This is a genomic window from Chryseobacterium foetidum (assembly GCF_025457425.1).
Taxonomy (GTDB): Bacteria; Bacteroidota; Bacteroidia; order Flavobacteriales; family Weeksellaceae; genus Chryseobacterium; species Chryseobacterium foetidum.
Map to the genome: position 1 here is coordinate 3,753,529 of NZ_JAMXIA010000001.1, position 16,426 is coordinate 3,769,954.

At 35.6% G+C, this 16,426-nt stretch carries 20 protein-coding genes; 9 read left to right on the plus strand and 11 right to left on the minus strand.

Features of this window, described 5'->3' with window-relative positions:
* The first annotated feature begins 2 nt into the window (after positions 1–2).
* The 4 genes from porT (at position 3) to rny (ending at position 3,303) form a co-directional block, all read left to right on the plus strand.
* Positions 3–785, plus strand: coding sequence for a type IX secretion/gliding motility protein PorT/SprT (gene porT / locus NG809_RS17295; protein WP_262152522.1), 783 nt, complete (start codon positions 3–5; stop codon positions 783–785).
* A 134-nt stretch (positions 786–919) separates the two neighbouring features.
* Positions 920–1,222, plus strand: a complete 303-nt coding sequence (locus NG809_RS17300) for a hypothetical protein (protein ID WP_262152523.1) — start codon at positions 920–922, stop codon at positions 1,220–1,222.
* Positions 1,222–1,509, plus strand: a complete 288-nt coding sequence (locus NG809_RS17305) for a cell division protein ZapA (protein WP_262152524.1) — start codon at positions 1,222–1,224, stop codon at positions 1,507–1,509. The genes NG809_RS17300 and NG809_RS17305 overlap by 1 nt, the downstream gene beginning before the upstream one ends.
* A 222-nt stretch (positions 1,510–1,731) precedes the next feature.
* Positions 1,732–3,303 carry a ribonuclease Y gene (gene rny, locus NG809_RS17310; protein ID WP_262152525.1) on the plus strand — a complete coding sequence of 524 codons (1,572 nt, stop codon included), beginning with the start codon at positions 1,732–1,734 and terminating at the stop codon, positions 3,301–3,303.
* A 76-nt stretch (positions 3,304–3,379) separates the two neighbouring features.
* Here rny and NG809_RS17315 read toward each other — a convergent pair whose 3' ends face one another.
* Positions 3,380–4,249: a sugar phosphate isomerase/epimerase family protein gene (locus NG809_RS17315; RefSeq protein ID WP_262152526.1), complete on the minus strand. Its 870-nt coding sequence runs from the start codon at positions 4,247–4,249 to the stop codon at positions 3,380–3,382.
* 6 nt (positions 4,250–4,255) lie between these two features.
* Positions 4,256–4,723, minus strand: a complete 468-nt coding sequence (locus tag NG809_RS17320; protein ID WP_056078951.1) for an acyl-CoA thioesterase — start codon at positions 4,721–4,723, stop codon at positions 4,256–4,258.
* A gap of 119 nt (positions 4,724–4,842) precedes the next feature.
* On the opposite strand from NG809_RS17320, the gene NG809_RS17325 reads away from it, so the two are divergent.
* Entirely contained in the window at positions 4,843–5,196 is a 354-nt protein-coding gene (locus NG809_RS17325; protein ID WP_056030611.1) for an arsenate reductase family protein, read from the plus strand.
* 660 nt (positions 5,197–5,856) lie between these two features.
* Here the strand turns inward: NG809_RS17325 and NG809_RS17330 are convergent.
* From NG809_RS17330 to idi, 4 genes are all read right to left on the minus strand, one after another.
* Positions 5,857–6,219 (minus strand): hypothetical protein, encoded by a 363-nt coding sequence (locus tag NG809_RS17330; protein WP_262152527.1) that lies wholly within the window; start codon positions 6,217–6,219, stop codon positions 5,857–5,859.
* Positions 6,220–7,296 (minus strand): glycine cleavage system aminomethyltransferase GcvT, encoded by a 1,077-nt coding sequence (gcvT, locus tag NG809_RS17335; protein ID WP_262152528.1) that lies wholly within the window; start codon positions 7,294–7,296, stop codon positions 6,220–6,222.
* Between the two features lie 71 nt (positions 7,297–7,367).
* A complete protein-coding gene (locus NG809_RS17340; RefSeq protein ID WP_262152529.1) occupies positions 7,368–7,844 on the minus strand; it encodes a hypothetical protein in 477 nt (158 codons plus the stop codon).
* A gap of 12 nt (positions 7,845–7,856) precedes the next feature.
* Positions 7,857–8,366: an isopentenyl-diphosphate Delta-isomerase gene (idi, locus tag NG809_RS17345; RefSeq protein ID WP_262152530.1), complete on the minus strand. Its 510-nt coding sequence runs from the start codon at positions 8,364–8,366 to the stop codon at positions 7,857–7,859.
* A gap of 238 nt (positions 8,367–8,604) precedes the next feature.
* Between idi and NG809_RS17350 the strand changes: the two genes are divergently transcribed.
* Positions 8,605–9,009 (plus strand): LNS2 domain-containing protein, encoded by a 405-nt coding sequence (locus NG809_RS17350; protein ID WP_262152531.1) that lies wholly within the window; start codon positions 8,605–8,607, stop codon positions 9,007–9,009.
* Positions 9,010–9,106: 97 nt separating this feature from the next.
* On the plus strand, positions 9,107–10,066 hold the full coding sequence (locus NG809_RS17355) for a D-2-hydroxyacid dehydrogenase (RefSeq protein ID WP_262152532.1): 960 nt from the start codon (positions 9,107–9,109) through the stop codon (positions 10,064–10,066).
* 55 nt (positions 10,067–10,121) lie between these two features.
* Here the strand turns inward: NG809_RS17355 and mscL are convergent, their stop codons facing one another.
* On the minus strand, positions 10,122–10,511 hold the full coding sequence (mscL, locus tag NG809_RS17360) for a large conductance mechanosensitive channel protein MscL (protein ID WP_262152533.1): 390 nt from the start codon (positions 10,509–10,511) through the stop codon (positions 10,122–10,124).
* Between the two features lie 136 nt (positions 10,512–10,647).
* Between mscL and NG809_RS17365 the strand changes: the two genes are divergently transcribed.
* Positions 10,648–12,162 carry an NAD(P)H-hydrate dehydratase gene (locus NG809_RS17365; RefSeq protein WP_262152534.1) on the plus strand — a complete coding sequence of 505 codons (1,515 nt, stop codon included), beginning with the start codon at positions 10,648–10,650 and terminating at the stop codon, positions 12,160–12,162.
* A gap of 27 nt (positions 12,163–12,189) precedes the next feature.
* Here the strand turns inward: NG809_RS17365 and lgt are convergent, their stop codons facing one another.
* Positions 12,190–13,053, minus strand: a complete 864-nt coding sequence (gene lgt, locus NG809_RS17370; protein ID WP_263011336.1) for a prolipoprotein diacylglyceryl transferase — start codon at positions 13,051–13,053, stop codon at positions 12,190–12,192.
* 406 nt (positions 13,054–13,459) lie between these two features.
* Positions 13,460–13,708 (minus strand): membrane protein insertion efficiency factor YidD, encoded by a 249-nt coding sequence (gene yidD / locus NG809_RS17375; RefSeq protein ID WP_262152535.1) that lies wholly within the window; start codon positions 13,706–13,708, stop codon positions 13,460–13,462.
* Positions 13,709–13,857: 149 nt separating this feature from the next.
* On the opposite strand from yidD, the gene NG809_RS17380 reads away from it, so the two are divergent.
* Complete coding sequence (locus tag NG809_RS17380) at positions 13,858–15,135, plus strand: replication-associated recombination protein A (protein WP_262152536.1); 1,278 nt, start codon at positions 13,858–13,860, stop codon at positions 15,133–15,135.
* 54 nt (positions 15,136–15,189) lie between these two features.
* On the opposite strand, the gene NG809_RS17385 is transcribed toward NG809_RS17380, so the two are convergent.
* A complete protein-coding gene (locus NG809_RS17385; RefSeq protein ID WP_262152537.1) occupies positions 15,190–15,627 on the minus strand; it encodes a hypothetical protein in 438 nt (145 codons plus the stop codon).
* A 245-nt stretch (positions 15,628–15,872) separates the two neighbouring features.
* Positions 15,873–16,289 (minus strand): acyl-CoA thioesterase, encoded by a 417-nt coding sequence (locus NG809_RS17390; RefSeq protein WP_262152538.1) that lies wholly within the window; start codon positions 16,287–16,289, stop codon positions 15,873–15,875.
* Between the last annotated feature and the right edge of the window lie 137 nt (positions 16,290–16,426).

Consider the following 16,426-nt stretch of genomic DNA (forward strand, 5'->3'; position numbering starts at 1 on the left):
CTATGAATAAATTTTTATTAAAAGCACTGGTTTTTGCCTCCGTAAATATCGCAGTTTTTGCAGATGCACAATTCAGAACCCGTAACAGGATGGATAAGTTGGAAAGTTTTGATCAGCAAAAGGTCAGCTGGGGATTCTATCTTAATGGTAACATGATGGATTATCACATCAATCTGAACCCGAGATACGGTATGGATGGTAACAGAAACCTTGTAACATCAAAACCAAGTTACAGCTTTGGTGCCGGGCTTATCGGAAAACTTAGAATCAACGACAATCTTGATCTGAGAATGGAACCGGGGTTACAGTTTGGTCAGAGAGAAGTTGTTTTCAATACACAGTCTAATGATCAGTATCAGAACGGAACTTTAACGAATCCTCCTTTCGCTCCATTGGGTCTTTCTGAAAAAGATACGCACAGACAGATTAAATCTACTTTGGTAGACGTTCCTGTATTATTGGAACTTCACGGTGACAGATGGTACAACTCAAGACCGTACATTGCTGCTGGTGTAAACTACATTGTTAATTTACAGTCTAACTCAGACTCTACGGAAGATAACCTTCAGCAGGTCTTCAGATCTACAACGCATAACTTTGCATGGTCTGCGGAATTTGGAGTTCAGTTCTATTTCAATAAATTTAAATTGACTCCGGCGGTGAGAGGTACATTCTTCATGAACAACGAAATGGTTGCTGATAATGCGTCTACACCTCCTTACTGGTCTGCCGCAGTATCAACACTTCAGACAAGAGCGGTAATGTTTGTTCTTAAATTTGAATAATTTAATTAAATGATAATAAAGGAGATACAGAAATGTGTCTCCTTTTTTTGTTTTAAACCTAAATATCATGGTTTTTATTTTTGTTCGTACCATTATTTTCCTATTTTTGTGAGAAGTTAGAATATCAACCTGAAATGCTTCAAGAATTAGAAAATCAATTTTCGGAACTGGAAAAAAAGATTCAGAATCTTCATAAAAGTTATCAGAATCTTTCAGAAAATTTTTCAGATTTAAACAGAGAGCATACCGAGTTGAAGAAGAAATATGACGAGGAAAGGAAAAAAAATCAGGTCTTAGCAGAAGAACAGAAAAATATAAAATTGTATTCAGCAATATCAGGAAATCCTGAACACAACAGACTTATGAAAAACCACATCAACAGATTGGTAAAAGAAGTAGACTTTTGTATTGCACAGCTTCAAAACAGTGGATTGTAATGGATGTAAGAAGAATAACCATCAACATTGCCGGAAGAGTATATCCGCTGAATGTACCCGCAGCTGAAGAAGAAACACTGAGAAAAGTGGGGAAGCAGATCGAAAATATGATTAAGGATTTTGAACAGAATTTTGACGTAAGAGATAAACAGGATGCGTTAGCTATGTGTGCCTTAAAACTGGGTACCAACGCAGAAATGGTGTCTCTTGCCAACGAAAAAAATATAAAATCTGCCAGCGAAAGATTAGCAAACATTAATCAGATGCTGGGAGAAACCGGGAAATAGATTTTTTTTCCCAAACAAACTGCCTACAATGATTCTAACACATTAAGGTAAACTCAACGCTAAACAATTAACGTTCGAATGTCTTTTCAATGGCGTGCTGCTTTACGCAGATTACAGAGAGAAGAAATCAGAACAAATCGTGAAGATATGGAGTTTACTCTAAATCTCTGAATTGTTGTAGGCTTTTTTTATTTTTAAAAGACAATTAAACTCAATATATATATGACAACAACCGCTATTATAATAAGCGTTATTTGCCTGATAGTCGGTGCAGTGGCAGGAATGTTATTTTCCAAAAGCTCACTTAATACCAAAGCAAAATTCATCATCGATGATGCCAAGAAAAATGCAGATAATCTTCTTGAAAAAGCCAGTTTACAGGCAGAATCTATAAAAAAAGATAAACATCTACAGGCAAAAGAAAAGTTTTTAGAATTAAAATCTCAGCATGACGCAGACATTCAGACACGTGAAAAGAAAATGCAGGAAGCTGAAAAACGCACCAAAGACAAAGAAAACAAACTCAATGACGAGCTCAGCAAAGCAGGAAAATTAGAAAAAGATCTGGACAGACAGATTGCTGATTACGCCAAAAAGAATGAAATCATTGAAAAGAAACAACAGGATCTCGACACTGCAACAGCCAGGAAAATTGAGATGCTTGAAAAAATTTCAAACTATACTGCTGATGAAGCCAAAGCTGAATTGGTAGAAACTTTAAAAGCAGAAGCAAAAACCAGAGCTCAGGCACACGTTCAGGGCATTATGGAAGAAGCTCAGCTGAATGCAAAAAGTGAGGCGAGAAAAATTGTTATCCAGACTATTCAGAGAATTGGGACGGAGCAGGCGATAGAAAATTCAGTATCTGTTTTCAATATCGAATCTGATGAAGTAAAAGGTAGAATTATCGGTAGAGAAGGTAGAAACATCCGTGCATTGGAAGCGATGACCGGTGTTGAAATCATCGTTGATGATACTCCGGAAGCTATTCTTCTTTCATGTTTTGACCCAGTAAGAAGAGAAATCGCAAGACTTTCCCTACACAGACTGGTAACAGACGGTAGAATTCACCCGGCAAGAATCGAGGAAGTAGTAGAAAAAACCAAAAAGATGATCGAAGAAGAAATCATTGAAGTAGGTAAAAGAACCATTATTGATTTAGGAATTCACGGTTTACACCCTGAATTGGTAAAAATCGTTGGTAGAATGAAATACCGTTCGTCTTACGGACAAAACCTTCTTCAGCACTCAAGAGAAGTAGCGAACATCGCTGCAACGATGGCTGCAGAATTAGGCTTAAATGTAAAAATGGCGAAAAGAGCCGGACTTCTTCACGATATCGGAAAAGTTCCTGAGCAGGAATCTGAACTTCCTCACGCACTTTTAGGTATGCAGTGGGCTGAAAAATACGGAGAAAATCCAGAAGTGGTAAATGCAATTGGAGCTCACCACGACGAGGTGGAAATGACTTCATTGTTATCACCAATCATTCAGGTTGCCGATGCAATTTCAGGAGCAAGACCGGGAGCAAGACGTCAGGTTTTGGAATCTTATATCCAAAGACTGAAAGATCTCGAAGCAGCAGCTTTAAGTTTTGAAGGAGTTTCTTCAGCGTACGCCATTCAGGCAGGTAGAGAACTGAGAGTAATGGTAGAAAGCGGAAGAGTGAACGACGAGCAATCTGCACAGCTTTCTTACGACATCTCAGAGAAAATTCAGAATGAATTGACCTATCCTGGGCAAGTGAGAGTAACAGTAATCAGAGAGACAAGAGCTGTAAATATCGCAAGATAATTTTTCAGTTTATAATATTATAAAACCCTTTCAGGCAACTGAAGGGGTTTTGTTTTGTGTAATAGTTTAGCAAGATTTATTTATAGAAAAACTTATTTTCTTCAATATACTTTTTGCTCATCTCAATACTCTCAAAAATATCTTTATCACTCGAATCCTGCTCTACAAACCAATGTTCCAGGCCAGCTTTTTCTTTAAACTTAAAAATTCTTTCAAAGTCAATTGTTCCACTGCCGACTTCTGCAAAATCTTTTGTTCCGGCTTTCATGTCTTTCACATGCCACAGCGGAAACCGCTTGGGATACTTCTCAAAATAGACCAAAGGATCAAGTCCGGCCTTTGAAATCCAGTATAAATCGAGTTCCATTTTTACAAGATCTGAAGATGTGTTTTCCAGAATGAAATCATAGAAATTTCGCTTTTCATCCATTTTCAGAAATTCAAAATCGTGGTTGTGATAGGCGAGTTGAATTCCGTTTTGTTTTGAAATTTTTCCTGCATTTTCTAATACTTCAGGGAGTTTGCGGTAAGATTCCAGACTTCTTTCGGCTTCGGGAAGATAGGAGCAGACGGCATATTTCGCTCCGATAAAATTCAAATCTTTTAAAGTCTTTTCCCAATTGTTAAGCAAAGTTCCGTTTTCTTTATCCGTCATTCCTGTGCGGTGGTGAGAACTGATTACTTTTAAACCATTGTTTTTTAAGATCTGACTGAATTCTTTCGCAGTTTTTCCGAAAAAAGTTCCGTTGTAACCATAAATTTCAAAATCAGTAAATCCCAGTTTTGCAAGCCGCTCAAATGTCTCTTCTAAATTTTTTGAAATCGAATGACGAACAGTGTATAACTGTATAGCCAAAGCCTTCGTCACAGGATTTGGTTTGGAAACCCCACATGAAATTCCGAGAAATCCCAATGATGAAAGTGCTAAAAAATCTTTGCGATTCATACTGTTTTAAAGGAAAGGTTTCATCTCATCTTCAATCTGCGTTCTCAGTTCCATCAGGCGTTTTGCGTATTTTTCCTGTTGCTTTTCCTCGTCTGTTTCGGGAATCCATCGAGGAACGGGAAGTTTTTTGCCGTTTTCGTCAACGGCCACAAACACAATGATGCAGTGTGTTTTCTTATCGAAAGTGGGTTGCTTTAAATTCCTTGAAAAAACATTGATTGAAATATGCATGCTTGACGAACCGGTGTAAATGACCTGAGCCTCGACCTTTACAATTTCACCAATCTTGATAGGTTCATAAAAGCGGATCCCGCCGACATATACGGTTACAGAGTAATTTCCGCTCCATGTTGTTGCGCAGGCATATCCAGCCTGATCGATCCACTTCATTACACTTCCTCCGTGTACATTTCCTCCGTAATTGACGTCTGATGGTTCAGAAATAAACTGAAAAGTCACTGGTTTATTCTCCATTTATCATAAATTTTTACTAAAGGTATTTAATAATTCTTAAAACGGCATATTAAATCCTATTTTTGCAGATTGAAAACTGAAGGGGTTTTCATTTAACCATTAGAAATGTAAAACTCTCAATGAAAAAAGTATTTTATCTTAATACATGTGACACTTGCAGAAAAATTATAGGACAGTTTAATCTTAAAGAATGGGAACTTAGAGAAATCAAAAAAGAGCCCATCACCAAGGAAGAAATCGAGGCGATGTATGAACATACAAAATCTTACGAAGCTTTGTTCAGCAAAAAATCTACTCAGATCAAACTCAGAGAAATAGATTTAAAAACTTTGACTGAAGATGATTATAAAGAATTACTTCTGGATCATTATACCTTTTTGAAACGTCCGGTTTTCCTTACAGATAAAGAAATTTTTGTAGGCAGCGAAAAAGCGACTGTACAAAGTGTGAAAGATTATTTCAGAGCAGATTAATCTATCTAAAAAGATTTTTTGATATAACCAAACCTCACAGGTTTTCAAAACCTATGAGGTTTTTTTGTGTGAAGAATTCCCGAATTTTTAAAGATATCATTTGTATAGATTTCCAAACCTAACGGGTTTTTAAAACCCGTTAGGTTTTTCGACAAGTATTTCTTATCAGTATCTTATATTTTGTTCCAAACAGTTTGCCTGAAACAAAAGACGATCTACGGAAGTCTCAAACAAGTTGTGGGAAACAAACGGAGGTCTCCGGAAATCTCAAACAGTTTGCGGGAAATAAACTGCGATTGCAGGAAGTCTCAAACAGTTTGCGGGAAACAAAATGCGATTGCAGGAAGTCTCAAACAGTTTGCGGAAAATAAACTGCAATACGTTCAAACCTAACGGGTTTTCAAAACCCGTTAGGTTTTTGTGGAAATTAGAAAAAAGGTATCTTTTGAAAATCTACAAATCATTGTTAAAAAGCGGAATTATCTCCTAGCCCGGATAGAAGCGGCATCCTTTTTTGTGGTGGACGGAACGAAGAGGAGACCACCGCAAAAAAGATACAGCGGATAGCCGGATTAAGCTCCTAAATAACAACCGCCTCATCACTGCGATAAAGCGGTTATTCTATGTCTGAAAAATCTGATAAGCGGGGTACTTAATTGCTTATGTCAGAACAGTGTAATCTATAACAAATGATGTTAGATTATTATTTCTCTCAAATTTTGTTGAGATTTCTTTCATTCTTTGATCATAATCGAAATTATCTGTAGTATGCTTATTTTGAATGATGCTTAGCGCCCAATGGGTAGGCATTTGATGTTCAATAAAAAACACGCCATAATCTTCATCTAAATCATTTAATAAATTGACAAAATATTTATAAAAATCATTTTCAATAATTTCTTTCTCATAATAATCTGTAATTAGTAAACATACAAATTCAAAAAATTTTTCTCGAAGGAAAATTTTTTTTATCCCATCATCGGTATCGGTAAATATAAAATGACTGTTTTTGATAGGTTTCATTTATACAAATGGCATTTTTACCACTTTTGCAGGGATGTTTTTGTTTCTTACCTGAATGAAGATTTCAGTTCCCAGTTTGAAGTGAGGCTTGTCTACGTAAGCGATTCCCAAACCGATCTTTTTCATTGGCGACTGCGTTCCTGAAGTTACTTTTCCGATCACGTTTCCTTCTGCGTCTACGACAGGGTAGTCGTGTCTTGGAACTCCTTTGTCTGTCAGTTCAAAACCAACTAATTTTCTGGTAACACCTTCTTCTTTCTGCTTTGCGAAAGTATCTTTAGAAACAAAATCTTTATCAAATTTTGTGATCCAGCCTAATCCGGCTTCGATTGGAGATGTTGTATCGTCGATATCCATTCCGTAAAGACAGAAACCTTTTTCAAGTCTTAAAGTGTCTCTGGCAGCCAATCCGCAAGGAATAATTCCTTCTTCGGCACCAGCTTCGATGATGGCATCCCAAAGTTTTTCAGCATCATCATTTTTGAAGTAAATTTCAAAACCACCGCTTCCTGTGTAACCAGTGTTTGAGATAATAACATCGCTCACACCTGCAACAGAACCTACTGTAAAATGGTAGTAAGGAATTTCTGAAAGGTTGGTTTCTGTGATTTTCTGAAGAATTTCGGTCGCTTTCGGACCCTGAACTGCCAACAGAGACATTTCGTCTGAAGCATTGGTCATTTTTGCCCCGAAAGTATTGTATTTTGAGATGTGATCCCAGTCTTTATCGATGTTTGAAGCATTTACAACTACAAAATATTTGTCGTCTTCCATTTTGTAAACGATTAAATCGTCTACGATTCCGCCGTTTTCGTTAGGAAGGCAAGAGTACTGTGCTTTTCCGTTTTCAAGGGCGTCTACATTGTTGGTTGTTACGAACTGCAAAAGATCTTTTGCACCTGCACCTTCGATGAAAAACTGTCCCATGTGAGAAACATCAAACAAACCCGCTTTTTCTCTTACTGCAAAATGTTCTTCCGTCACTCCGGAGTATTGTACAGGCATATCAAATCCTGCAAAAGGTACTATTTTCGCTCCCAGAGAAACGTGCTTGTCGTACAGTGCTGTTTTTTTCATGTTTAATTTTTATATTTATTTTCTGTTCTAATTGTAATAATTTTAAAGCGAAGTCCGTAAAGAATTCGACTTTATTTTTTAATTTTAAAACTTTCAAAGGCTTCGCTGAAAAGCATTTTGTAATTTCCGTTCCAGTGCTTTTGCTGGCAGTTGATGCTTACCAAAAACAAATCTTTGTTTTTCTGATACACTTTCGTCACCCAGAAAAGACTTTCTTTTTCATCAAAATAATCATACTGATATTCTGAGTATCCTTTTTTACTGCCTGTATTTTTTACTTTTTTCTCGTCGTCTGCAGAATTGTATAAAACTAAAATAAATTTCTTTACTTCCTCTTTGGGCAAATCTAAATCGTGATATTCTGAAATGGTAATTGCACCAATCTGATTGGTCGGGAAAATATTGACAATTCCTTCATCGTTCGTTGCTTTCCACAAATCGGGCATTTTGATTGAATAATTTTCACTTTCGTAAAGTTCTGTTCCGAGTTTTTGTGAAAACGAAAAAATGCTGAACAAAAATGCAGTAATTAAAAAAGTTTTTTTCATCGTTGTGTGTTTTTAAAAATGATGTTTATATTCTTCAAGAATAATTTTAAACCATTCGGTGAACTGTTCGGGATTTGCAGAAATTTCTTTGTCTAAATCTTGTAATGAAATGTAACGAACATCTTCCACCTCTTTTTTATTTAAATTAAATTCTGAATTGTAGTTTCCGATAAAAACATGGTCGAGTTCATGTTCCCAAAGCCCGTTTCCGACGTCTGCCTTGTAGATAAAATGAAATTTTTCTGAAAGTTGAGTTTCAATTCCCAGCTCTTCATTCAATCGGCGGTTGGCTCCCTCAAGGTAAGTTTCGTCAATTCTTGGGTGCGAACAAACGGCATTCGTCCATTGATTGGGTGAATGGTATTTCTGTGAAGCCCGCTTCTGTAAAAGCATTTCGCCGTTTTCGTTAAATAAGAAAACCGAAAAAGCACGGTGCAGCAAACCATTGATATGAGCCTGCTGTTTTTCCATTAAACCTAAAACTTTATCTTCGGGATTTACTAAGACAACCATTTCTTCCATTCCTACAAATTTAAGTTTTAATCGTGATTTCGTAAAATATTTGTTTAAAATTTTTAATATTTATGAAATATTGGCATTTTTTAAAATAAAATTCCCCTCATTATTTTATGAAAAATGCAATAGAATTGATTGTTTCTATTATTTATAAGATTTTTACTGTTAAAATTTTAACATAAACTAAGATTAACATAAGTCTTTAAGCAATAATGCTTAACTTTGCGCTTTAAAAATTTGAACGATGGAGCTAGATTATATTAAGCATATCAGTCCGATTCTGAAAGACGGAGTTAAAAATTATCTGATCGATATCGACGGAACAATTACGGAAGATGTTCCCAACGAAGAGCCGGAAAGAATGGTGACCTGCGAGCCTTTCCCAGATGCACTGGAAACAGTAAACAAATGGTACGATGAAGGTCATCAGATCTGTTTTTTTACTTCAAGAACAGAGAATTTAAAGCAGATTACAATTGATTGGTTAGATAAACACGGCTTCAAATACCACAGCGTTTTGTGCGGTAAACCAAGAGGCGGAAATTACCACTGGATTGACAATCATTTGGTGAGAGCTACAAGATACAAAGGTAAATTTACAGACATGGTGGAGAAACAGGTGACCATCGAAGTTTTTAAAGAAGATTAAATCAAAGGGAAGGTTTAAAAATTAAAATGAAAGGCAAAATGCTGCAGATTCTTTTGGTTTTTAAATCTTTTTACATTTTAAATAGATTAAGTTAGTTATGAAAGTTTTAGCAAACGACGGTTTAGACCAGTCCGGAATTGATGCATTAACAGCAAAAGGCTTTGAAGTGATTACCACAAAAGTTCCTCAGGAATTTCTTCTGGATTATATCAACGAGCACAAAATCCGTACGGTTTTGGTAAGAAGTGCAACACAGGTGAGAAAAGATATTATTGATAACTGTCCGTCACTGGAAATCATCGGTAGAGGTGGAGTAGGAATGGATAATATCGATGTAGACTATGCGAGAGAAAAAGGAATTCATGTGATCAACACGCCTTCTGCATCATCAGAATCTGTGGCTGAACTGGTTTTTGCCCACTTATTTTCGGGAGCAAGATTTTTGCAGGATTCCAACAGAAAAATGCCTTTGGTAGGAGATACTGAGTTTGCTTCACTGAAAAAAGCATACGCTGCAGGTATAGAATTAAAAGGAAAGACCATCGGAATTGTCGGGATGGGAAGAATCGGTCAGGAAGTGGCAAAAATCGCTTTAGGACTTGGAATGAGAGTGATCGCTGCCGATAATATGGTGGGAAAAGCGAGCATTAAAGTAACTTTTTACAACAACCAGTTCATCAATGTTGAAATTGAAACTGAACCATTAATTGAAGTTCTGAAACATGCAGATTTTATCACGCTTCACGTTCCGGCTCAGAAAGAAGGATTTATGATTGGAAAATCTGAGTTTGATCTGATGAAAGACGGTGTTGCGATCGTGAATTGCTCAAGAGGCGGTGTGATCGACGAAACCGCTTTGATTGAAGCTTTAGATTCAGGAAAAGTGAGATTTGCAGGTTTGGATGTTTTCATTAACGAGCCAACGCCTTCAAAAGAAATTATTACACATTCTAAAATTTCTGTAACACCTCACACAGGTGCTTCAACGCTCGAAGCTCAGGATAGAATTGGCCTTTCTCTGGCAGAGCAGATTACAAGTATTTTACAGATTCAGTAATTTTGAATCTTCATGAATAAAGAAAAACGCCGCAAATTTTGCGGCGTTTCTTGGTTTATATGTTGTTCTTGGTTTTCAGTAAATCTCTGATTTCCATTAGCAGTTTCTGATCTTCAGTTGGTCCTGCAGGAGCTTCAATAGGAGCTTCCTCTTTTTTACTTAAGCTTGCAATTCCTTTGATAAGCATAAATAAAACAAATGCTACAATTAAGAAACTGATAACTGAAGACAGGAAGTTACCATACTTCACACCGTTCCATGAAAGTTCTGCAATGTTTTTTACGTTAGCCTTTTCCAGTGCAGGATTCAGCAACAGTGGCGTAATAATATCATCAACAAATGATTTTACGATAGCACTGAAAGCTGCACCAATAATTACACCGACTGCAAGGTCAACTACGTTTCCTTTGAAAGCAAAATCTTTAAAATCTTTTACAAATCCCATAATTTTTTATTTTTTAAATGTTTTGCACAAAAGTATCATTTAAAAATAATAATATTAAATGTTTTGGGTACTTTTTTGATTTGAATGATGAATAATTTTAAATAATTATGGTTAAATTTATTAAAAATCAATTCAAATGAAAATTTTTACAGCCGAAAATATTAGAAAAGCAGATCAGCACACGATTGAAAACGAACCGGTTTCCTCTGTCAATTTAATGGAAAGAGCAGCTCAAAGTTGTGCAGATTGGATCCATTCTAACTGTAAAAATCATACCCGCTTTGCAATTTTTTGTGGTAACGGAAATAATGGTGGAGACGGTTTCGCCATTGCAAGAATACTCTATCTGAAAGGTTTTGATGTGGATGTTTTTATAGATAAAACAAATTCTAAATTTTCGGATGATGCATTGATTAATTTAAAAAGATTAAAAGATATTTCAGGAATTTCAGTTCATGATTTTACTGAAACTGATAAATTTAATTTTGAAAAAACGATTCTGATCGATGCGCTTTTCGGGACAGGATTGACGAGAAATTTAGAAGGAATTCATCGGGATTTAATTGAAAAGTTAAATTTAAAAAATAATCCTAAAATTGCGGTTGATATTCCATCCGGAATGTTTCCAGATCAGCTAAATGGCGAAGACGATGTCATCTTTAAAGCAGATTTCACATTAACGTTCCAGTTTTGGAAAAAGAGCTTTCTCCATCCCGAAACCGGAATTTTTGCAGGAAAAGTTGTTGTTTTGGATATAAATCTATCAAAGGAATTTACTGATGAAACCGAAACTGATGATTTTGTGATTGATGATGATGTAATTTTTAAAATATTTAAACCAAGAGAAGATTTTGCTCACAAAGGAACTTACGGAAAATCAATTATCGTTGGAGGAAGTTACGGTAAAATGGGTGCTGCAGTTTTGGCTACCAAATCTGCTTTGAGAACGGGTTCGGGATTAACTTTTGTGTTGGCTCCAAACTGTGGTTATGAAATATTACAGACGAGCTGTACGGAAGCGATGTTTATTGAAGGTGGCGAAAAAATTATCAATAAAATTGATTATCAGGAAAATTCTGTTTATGGAATCGGTCCCGGTTTAGGAACTGAAATGGAAACTGAGAAAGCTTTACTGAAATTCCTTGAAACATTTCAAAATCCTCTTGTTTTAGACGCAGACGCTTTAAATCTTATTTCTAAAGATGAAAATCATTTAAAATTAATTACTAAAAACTCAATCATAACGCCACATCCCAAAGAATTTGAAAGACTTTTTGGTAAAACTGAGAATTCAATGGAAAGATTAAATTTAGCCAAAACAAAAGCGAAAGAACTTGAGATTATTATTGTTTTAAAAGACCACCATACACAGGTTGTAACTCCCAATGGTGAAGTTTTTTATAACATTACAGGAAATTCAGGTTTGGCAAAAGGAGGAAGTGGCGATATTCTCACAGGAATTTTAATTTCACTTTTAGCTCAAAAATATTCTTCCAAGGAAGCTGCAATTTTAGGTGTTTGGCTTCATGGGAAGGCTGCAGATTTTGCCGCAGAAAAGTATTCAAAAGAAGCAATGCAACCCACTGATGTGATCGATGAAATTGGAAATGTATTTCTTGAATTAAATAAAAAAGCCACAATCAAGTTGTGACTTTATATTAATTTAAAAAGTTTTTAATTAGAAAGTTTTATCTCCTTCAGGCTCGATTCTGTTGTTCTTAGAATAAATCATAATTGCAACTCCCGCAAGCATAAACGGAATGGAAAGAATCTGACCGGTATTTAAACCACCGAATGAAATAAATTCGTCTCCCTGAGGCTCTTTTAAAAATTCTACAAAGAATCTGATCGCCCAGAGAATGATGAAGAATAAACCGAATAACCAACCCTGTTGGTATTTTTTATTGGTTTTTCTATACAAAAACCAGAGTAAAACAAATAGTAAAACATAGCCAGTTGCTTCTAAAAGTTGACCTGGATATCTTGGTACAGTTACACCGTATTCATCGCTCATCTGTGGAAAAAGAATAGCTAAAGGAGAGCTTGGATCGACCTGTTTTCCGATGATTTCAGAGTTGAAAAAGTTTCCTAGTCTTACAAAAGCACCACCAAGTGAAACTACAATCCCCAATCGGTCATACACCCAAAACGGATTTTTCTTGATGATTTTAAATGAGTAGTAAAGTGTTGTGAAAATCAGCATTATTGTTGCACCGTGGCTTGCCAAACCTGAAAAACCAGTGAATTCTAACTCAGGTTTTGTTCGGATGGGAAGAAAAACACTCAGGAAATCTTCCTTAAAAAGCTCCGGCTGATAAAAGATAACGTGACCTAATCTTGCACCCAAAATAGTTCCGATTAACGTCCATGTAAAAAGCGGATCAAGATATTTCTGATTTACATGATCGATATCGAATATTTTTTTCATTAAAATATATCCGAAACCGAAAGCAAAAACAAACATTAAACTGTAATAATGAAGAGTAAAAGACCCAATTTTGATTCCTACAGAAGGATCCCAAATCTTATACTCTGTTTCCAGAGAAACCTGATCTGCTTCTGTGAGAGGTTTTGATGACTTTAAAATATATTTGAAATCAGCTTTATTTTGTGCCGGCTTAAAATCTTTATTTAAAAACTGATAACCGTTTTTCTGAAGAACCATAAATGCGTTGTCATAAAATTCTCCCCAACCGTTTTTTCCTTCGACATTGGCTTTATTGACGATAATTAAGCTGTTTGCAGCATTTTTTCCTGCAAAATCTGCAAATGTTTTGGCATCAGTTGTAGTGAAAACTTTTACCGGAACATGCTGACTGTTGACGATAAGTTTGGCATCAGAAACGCCATCAGGATAATTCTGAGCAAAAATATTCTGAACAAAAAACGCAAAGATGATCAGATAAACTCTAAAGAATATAGTATTCATTATAAAAATGTTTTTAGCATTAGTGGTTGCATTTTGGGGGAACCGGATCGTAACCGCTGCCGCCCCAGGGATGACATTTTAAAATTCTTTTCGCCCCCAGCCAAAATCCTTTAAAAATCCCGTGAACCTGCAGAGATTCTACCATATAATGCGAACAGGTTGGTTCGTATCGGCAGTTTTTAGGAAGTAATGGCGAAATAAACCATTGGTAAAATCTAATGAGAATTACCAAAGGAAACGTAATGATTTTATTAAATGAAATTTTCAAAACATTGCAAAAGTAGGGTAAAAAATTGAAATTTAGTTTAAATTTGTTTCAAGTTTCGGGCAGTAAACAGGTGGTTCACCGGATAAATTACCTCGTTTGTCGATTCCTTTTTACTTTCCGAAAATATATACAATTCAAATAGAAAAATCTTGAATCACAACACACCTTTAGCAGAAAGATTAAGACCCAAAAGTCTGGATGAAGTTTTGGGGCAGGAGCACCTGACGGGAGAAAAAGGAACGATCAGAAAAATGCTTGAAAACGACTCGCTGAATTCATTGATTCTCTGGGGGCCGCCTGGAACAGGAAAAACGACTTTGGCGGAAATTATTTCTGAAAAATCAGGCAGAAAATTCTTCAAACTTTCGGCAGTTTCTTCGGGAGTAAAAGATGTACGGGATGTGATAGAAGATGCCAAAAAACAAAATCTTTTTTCTGGAAAATCGCCGATTCTCTTCATTGATGAAATTCACCGCTTTAATAAATCTCAGCAGGATTCGCTGCTGCATGCAGTAGAAAAAGGCTGGGTGGTTTTGATTGGTGCAACTACCGAAAACCCTAGTTTCGAGGTTGTTTCGGCATTGCTTTCAAGAAGTCAGGTTTATATTTTAAAGGCTTTGAGTTATGATAAACTGGAGGAATTAATTGATATTTCCACAGCAAGATTTAATAAAGATGAAAATTCTGATTTTATAATTAAAGAAAAGGAAGCGTTCATACAATATTCCGGTGGTGATGGGAGGAAACTGATTAATTCTGTGGAACTGGTTTTAAATCAGTTTAAAAATTCAGATACTACGGAAATTTCTAATGAAGATGTAATGTCTGTTTTGCAGGAAACAATGGCACTTTACGATAAAAATGGCGAGCAACATTATGATATTATTTCGGCCTTCATTAAATCAATGCGCGGAAGTGACCCGAACGGCGCTGTATATTGGTTGGCGAGAATGATTGCGGGAGGGGAGGACATAAAATTCATCGCCAGAAGAATGTTGATTTTAGCTTCGGAAGATATTGGTCTGGCAAACCCGAATGCTTTGGTTATTGCGAATAACTGTTTTCAGGCAATCAACGTGATCGGAAATCCCGAGGCTCGAATTTTACTGAGCGAAACAGCGATTTATCTTGCGGTTTCTCCAAAAAGTAATTCTGCTTATATGGCGATCAACGAAGCGTTGGCTTTTGTGAAGAAAACCGGAAATCTACCGGTGCCTTTACATTTAAGAAATGCTCCGACAAAACTGATGAAAGATTTGGATTACGGCAAAGAATATAAATATGCCCATTCCTTTGACGGAAATTTCGTCAATCAGGATTTTCTGCCTGAAGAAATCAAGGATGCAAAGTTTTACGAGCCGGGAAATAATGCCACGGAAAAGAAAATCTATGACGAACTAAAGAAAAAGTGGAATGATAAGTATTAAAAAAGGACATTCAAAATGAATGTCCTTCCTAAAAATATCTAATATGGCAATTTTTTATTTCTTTGGGCTGGTAATCACAAGCGTTTTTTTACCATTATAATCTTTCACTTCCGAATTCTCCATCAGATTGGCGAAAATATTGATTTTTGTATCCGTAAATTCATATCCGTCAATTACAACAGGTGTTTCCGCATCCAAACTGTTTTGCTTATTAAGCTCTGCAAGGCTGATGAAATCAAGTGTTCCGTAATCTTTTTTAAATTTTACAGAAGCCAAACCGTTTTCAGCAAGAAAACTGAATTTTTTCAAATCCTGAGGTAATGCTGCAGAATTTTTAAACATATTCACGCTTTGTACATATTGTTTGTTGGCATCAAACATAGCAACAGTTCCTACATTTCCATTAGCAATAGCAAATTTTGTGGAAGGATTTTTCTGAGCAAAAACACTTACTGAAGCAAACAAAACTAAAGAATATAGAATTTTTTTCATAATCGGAAATTATTTCGGTTTAAAAACAGGATAAAAATACATAAATTTTAAATAATAGCAATAAAAAATCTATTTATTTTGAAGATATAATAATTATAATGACATAATGTTGTCTCCAACACTGTTGGTTTACTGATTACTGCATCAGAATATGAACAGGATGGAGCAATGTTTAGTTTTGATAATTTTAGAAAAATTGATTTAAAATCTAATTATTTTTTGATAAAAAATAACTTCGAAACTACCTATTCAGAATCCTTCCAGTTTTTTAAAATAAATTCCATTAAAAGTTCAGGACATTTGATTACCTTTCCGGTTCGGGAATCCAAAAAGAAAAGTGTGGTTCTGGCATCTGTAATTTTTACATTTTCAGCATTAAAAATTTCATATCTGAACTCAATTTTTACCCCGGGAATTTTTTCAACGAAAGTATGAATTGTTAAAACTTCATCATAAAAAGCTGGTTTGATGTATTTAATATTGTACTCGGAGACAGGAAGCCAAATTCCTCTTTTTTCAATCTCGTCATAAGAAATTCCTATGGTTCTGAAGAGCTCCACTCTTGCAACTTCCAGATACTCTGCATAGTTGCCATAATAGACATATTTCATAGGGTCGGTTTCTCCGTAACGTACTCGTAATGAGTGAGTTGTATGTATCATGCTATGGTCTTTTTTATACATACAAATATATTTTTTAATAATCAATAGGTGCAACATTTTTTTTTAAAAAGAAAATACGTGACCTTTGCTGTCCACCTTTTTTGAACGACTAACTACGCAATATCAGGGCATAAAAA

What these genes read in the sequence shown, in the direction of transcription:
- porT (WP_262152522.1), top strand. Translation starts at nt 3, where the DNA reads ATGAATAAATTTTTATTAAAAGCACTGGTTTTTGCCTCCGTAAATATC.
- NG809_RS17300 (WP_262152523.1), top strand. Translation starts at nt 920, where the DNA reads ATGCTTCAAGAATTAGAAAATCAATTTTCGGAACTGGAAAAAAAGATT.
- NG809_RS17305 (WP_262152524.1), top strand. Translation starts at nt 1,222, where the DNA reads ATGGATGTAAGAAGAATAACCATCAACATTGCCGGAAGAGTATATCCG.
- rny (WP_262152525.1), top strand. Translation starts at nt 1,732, where the DNA reads ATGACAACAACCGCTATTATAATAAGCGTTATTTGCCTGATAGTCGGT.
- NG809_RS17315 (WP_262152526.1), bottom strand. Translation starts at nt 4,249, where the DNA reads ATGAATCGCAAAGATTTTTTAGCACTTTCATCATTGGGATTTCTCGGA.
- NG809_RS17320 (WP_056078951.1), bottom strand. Translation starts at nt 4,723, where the DNA reads ATGGAGAATAAACCAGTGACTTTTCAGTTTATTTCTGAACCATCAGAC.
- NG809_RS17325 (WP_056030611.1), top strand. Translation starts at nt 4,843, where the DNA reads ATGAAAAAAGTATTTTATCTTAATACATGTGACACTTGCAGAAAAATT.
- NG809_RS17330 (WP_262152527.1), bottom strand. Translation starts at nt 6,219, where the DNA reads ATGAAACCTATCAAAAACAGTCATTTTATATTTACCGATACCGATGAT.
- gcvT (WP_262152528.1), bottom strand. Translation starts at nt 7,296, where the DNA reads ATGAAAAAAACAGCACTGTACGACAAGCACGTTTCTCTGGGAGCGAAA.
- NG809_RS17340 (WP_262152529.1), bottom strand. Translation starts at nt 7,844, where the DNA reads ATGAAAAAAACTTTTTTAATTACTGCATTTTTGTTCAGCATTTTTTCG.
- idi (WP_262152530.1), bottom strand. Translation starts at nt 8,366, where the DNA reads ATGGAAGAAATGGTTGTCTTAGTAAATCCCGAAGATAAAGTTTTAGGT.
- NG809_RS17350 (WP_262152531.1), top strand. Translation starts at nt 8,605, where the DNA reads ATGGAGCTAGATTATATTAAGCATATCAGTCCGATTCTGAAAGACGGA.
- NG809_RS17355 (WP_262152532.1), top strand. Translation starts at nt 9,107, where the DNA reads ATGAAAGTTTTAGCAAACGACGGTTTAGACCAGTCCGGAATTGATGCA.
- mscL (WP_262152533.1), bottom strand. Translation starts at nt 10,511, where the DNA reads ATGGGATTTGTAAAAGATTTTAAAGATTTTGCTTTCAAAGGAAACGTA.
- NG809_RS17365 (WP_262152534.1), top strand. Translation starts at nt 10,648, where the DNA reads ATGAAAATTTTTACAGCCGAAAATATTAGAAAAGCAGATCAGCACACG.
- NG809_RS17385 (WP_262152537.1), bottom strand. Translation starts at nt 15,627, where the DNA reads ATGAAAAAAATTCTATATTCTTTAGTTTTGTTTGCTTCAGTAAGTGTT.
- NG809_RS17390 (WP_262152538.1), bottom strand. Translation starts at nt 16,289, where the DNA reads ATGATACATACAACTCACTCATTACGAGTACGTTACGGAGAAACCGAC.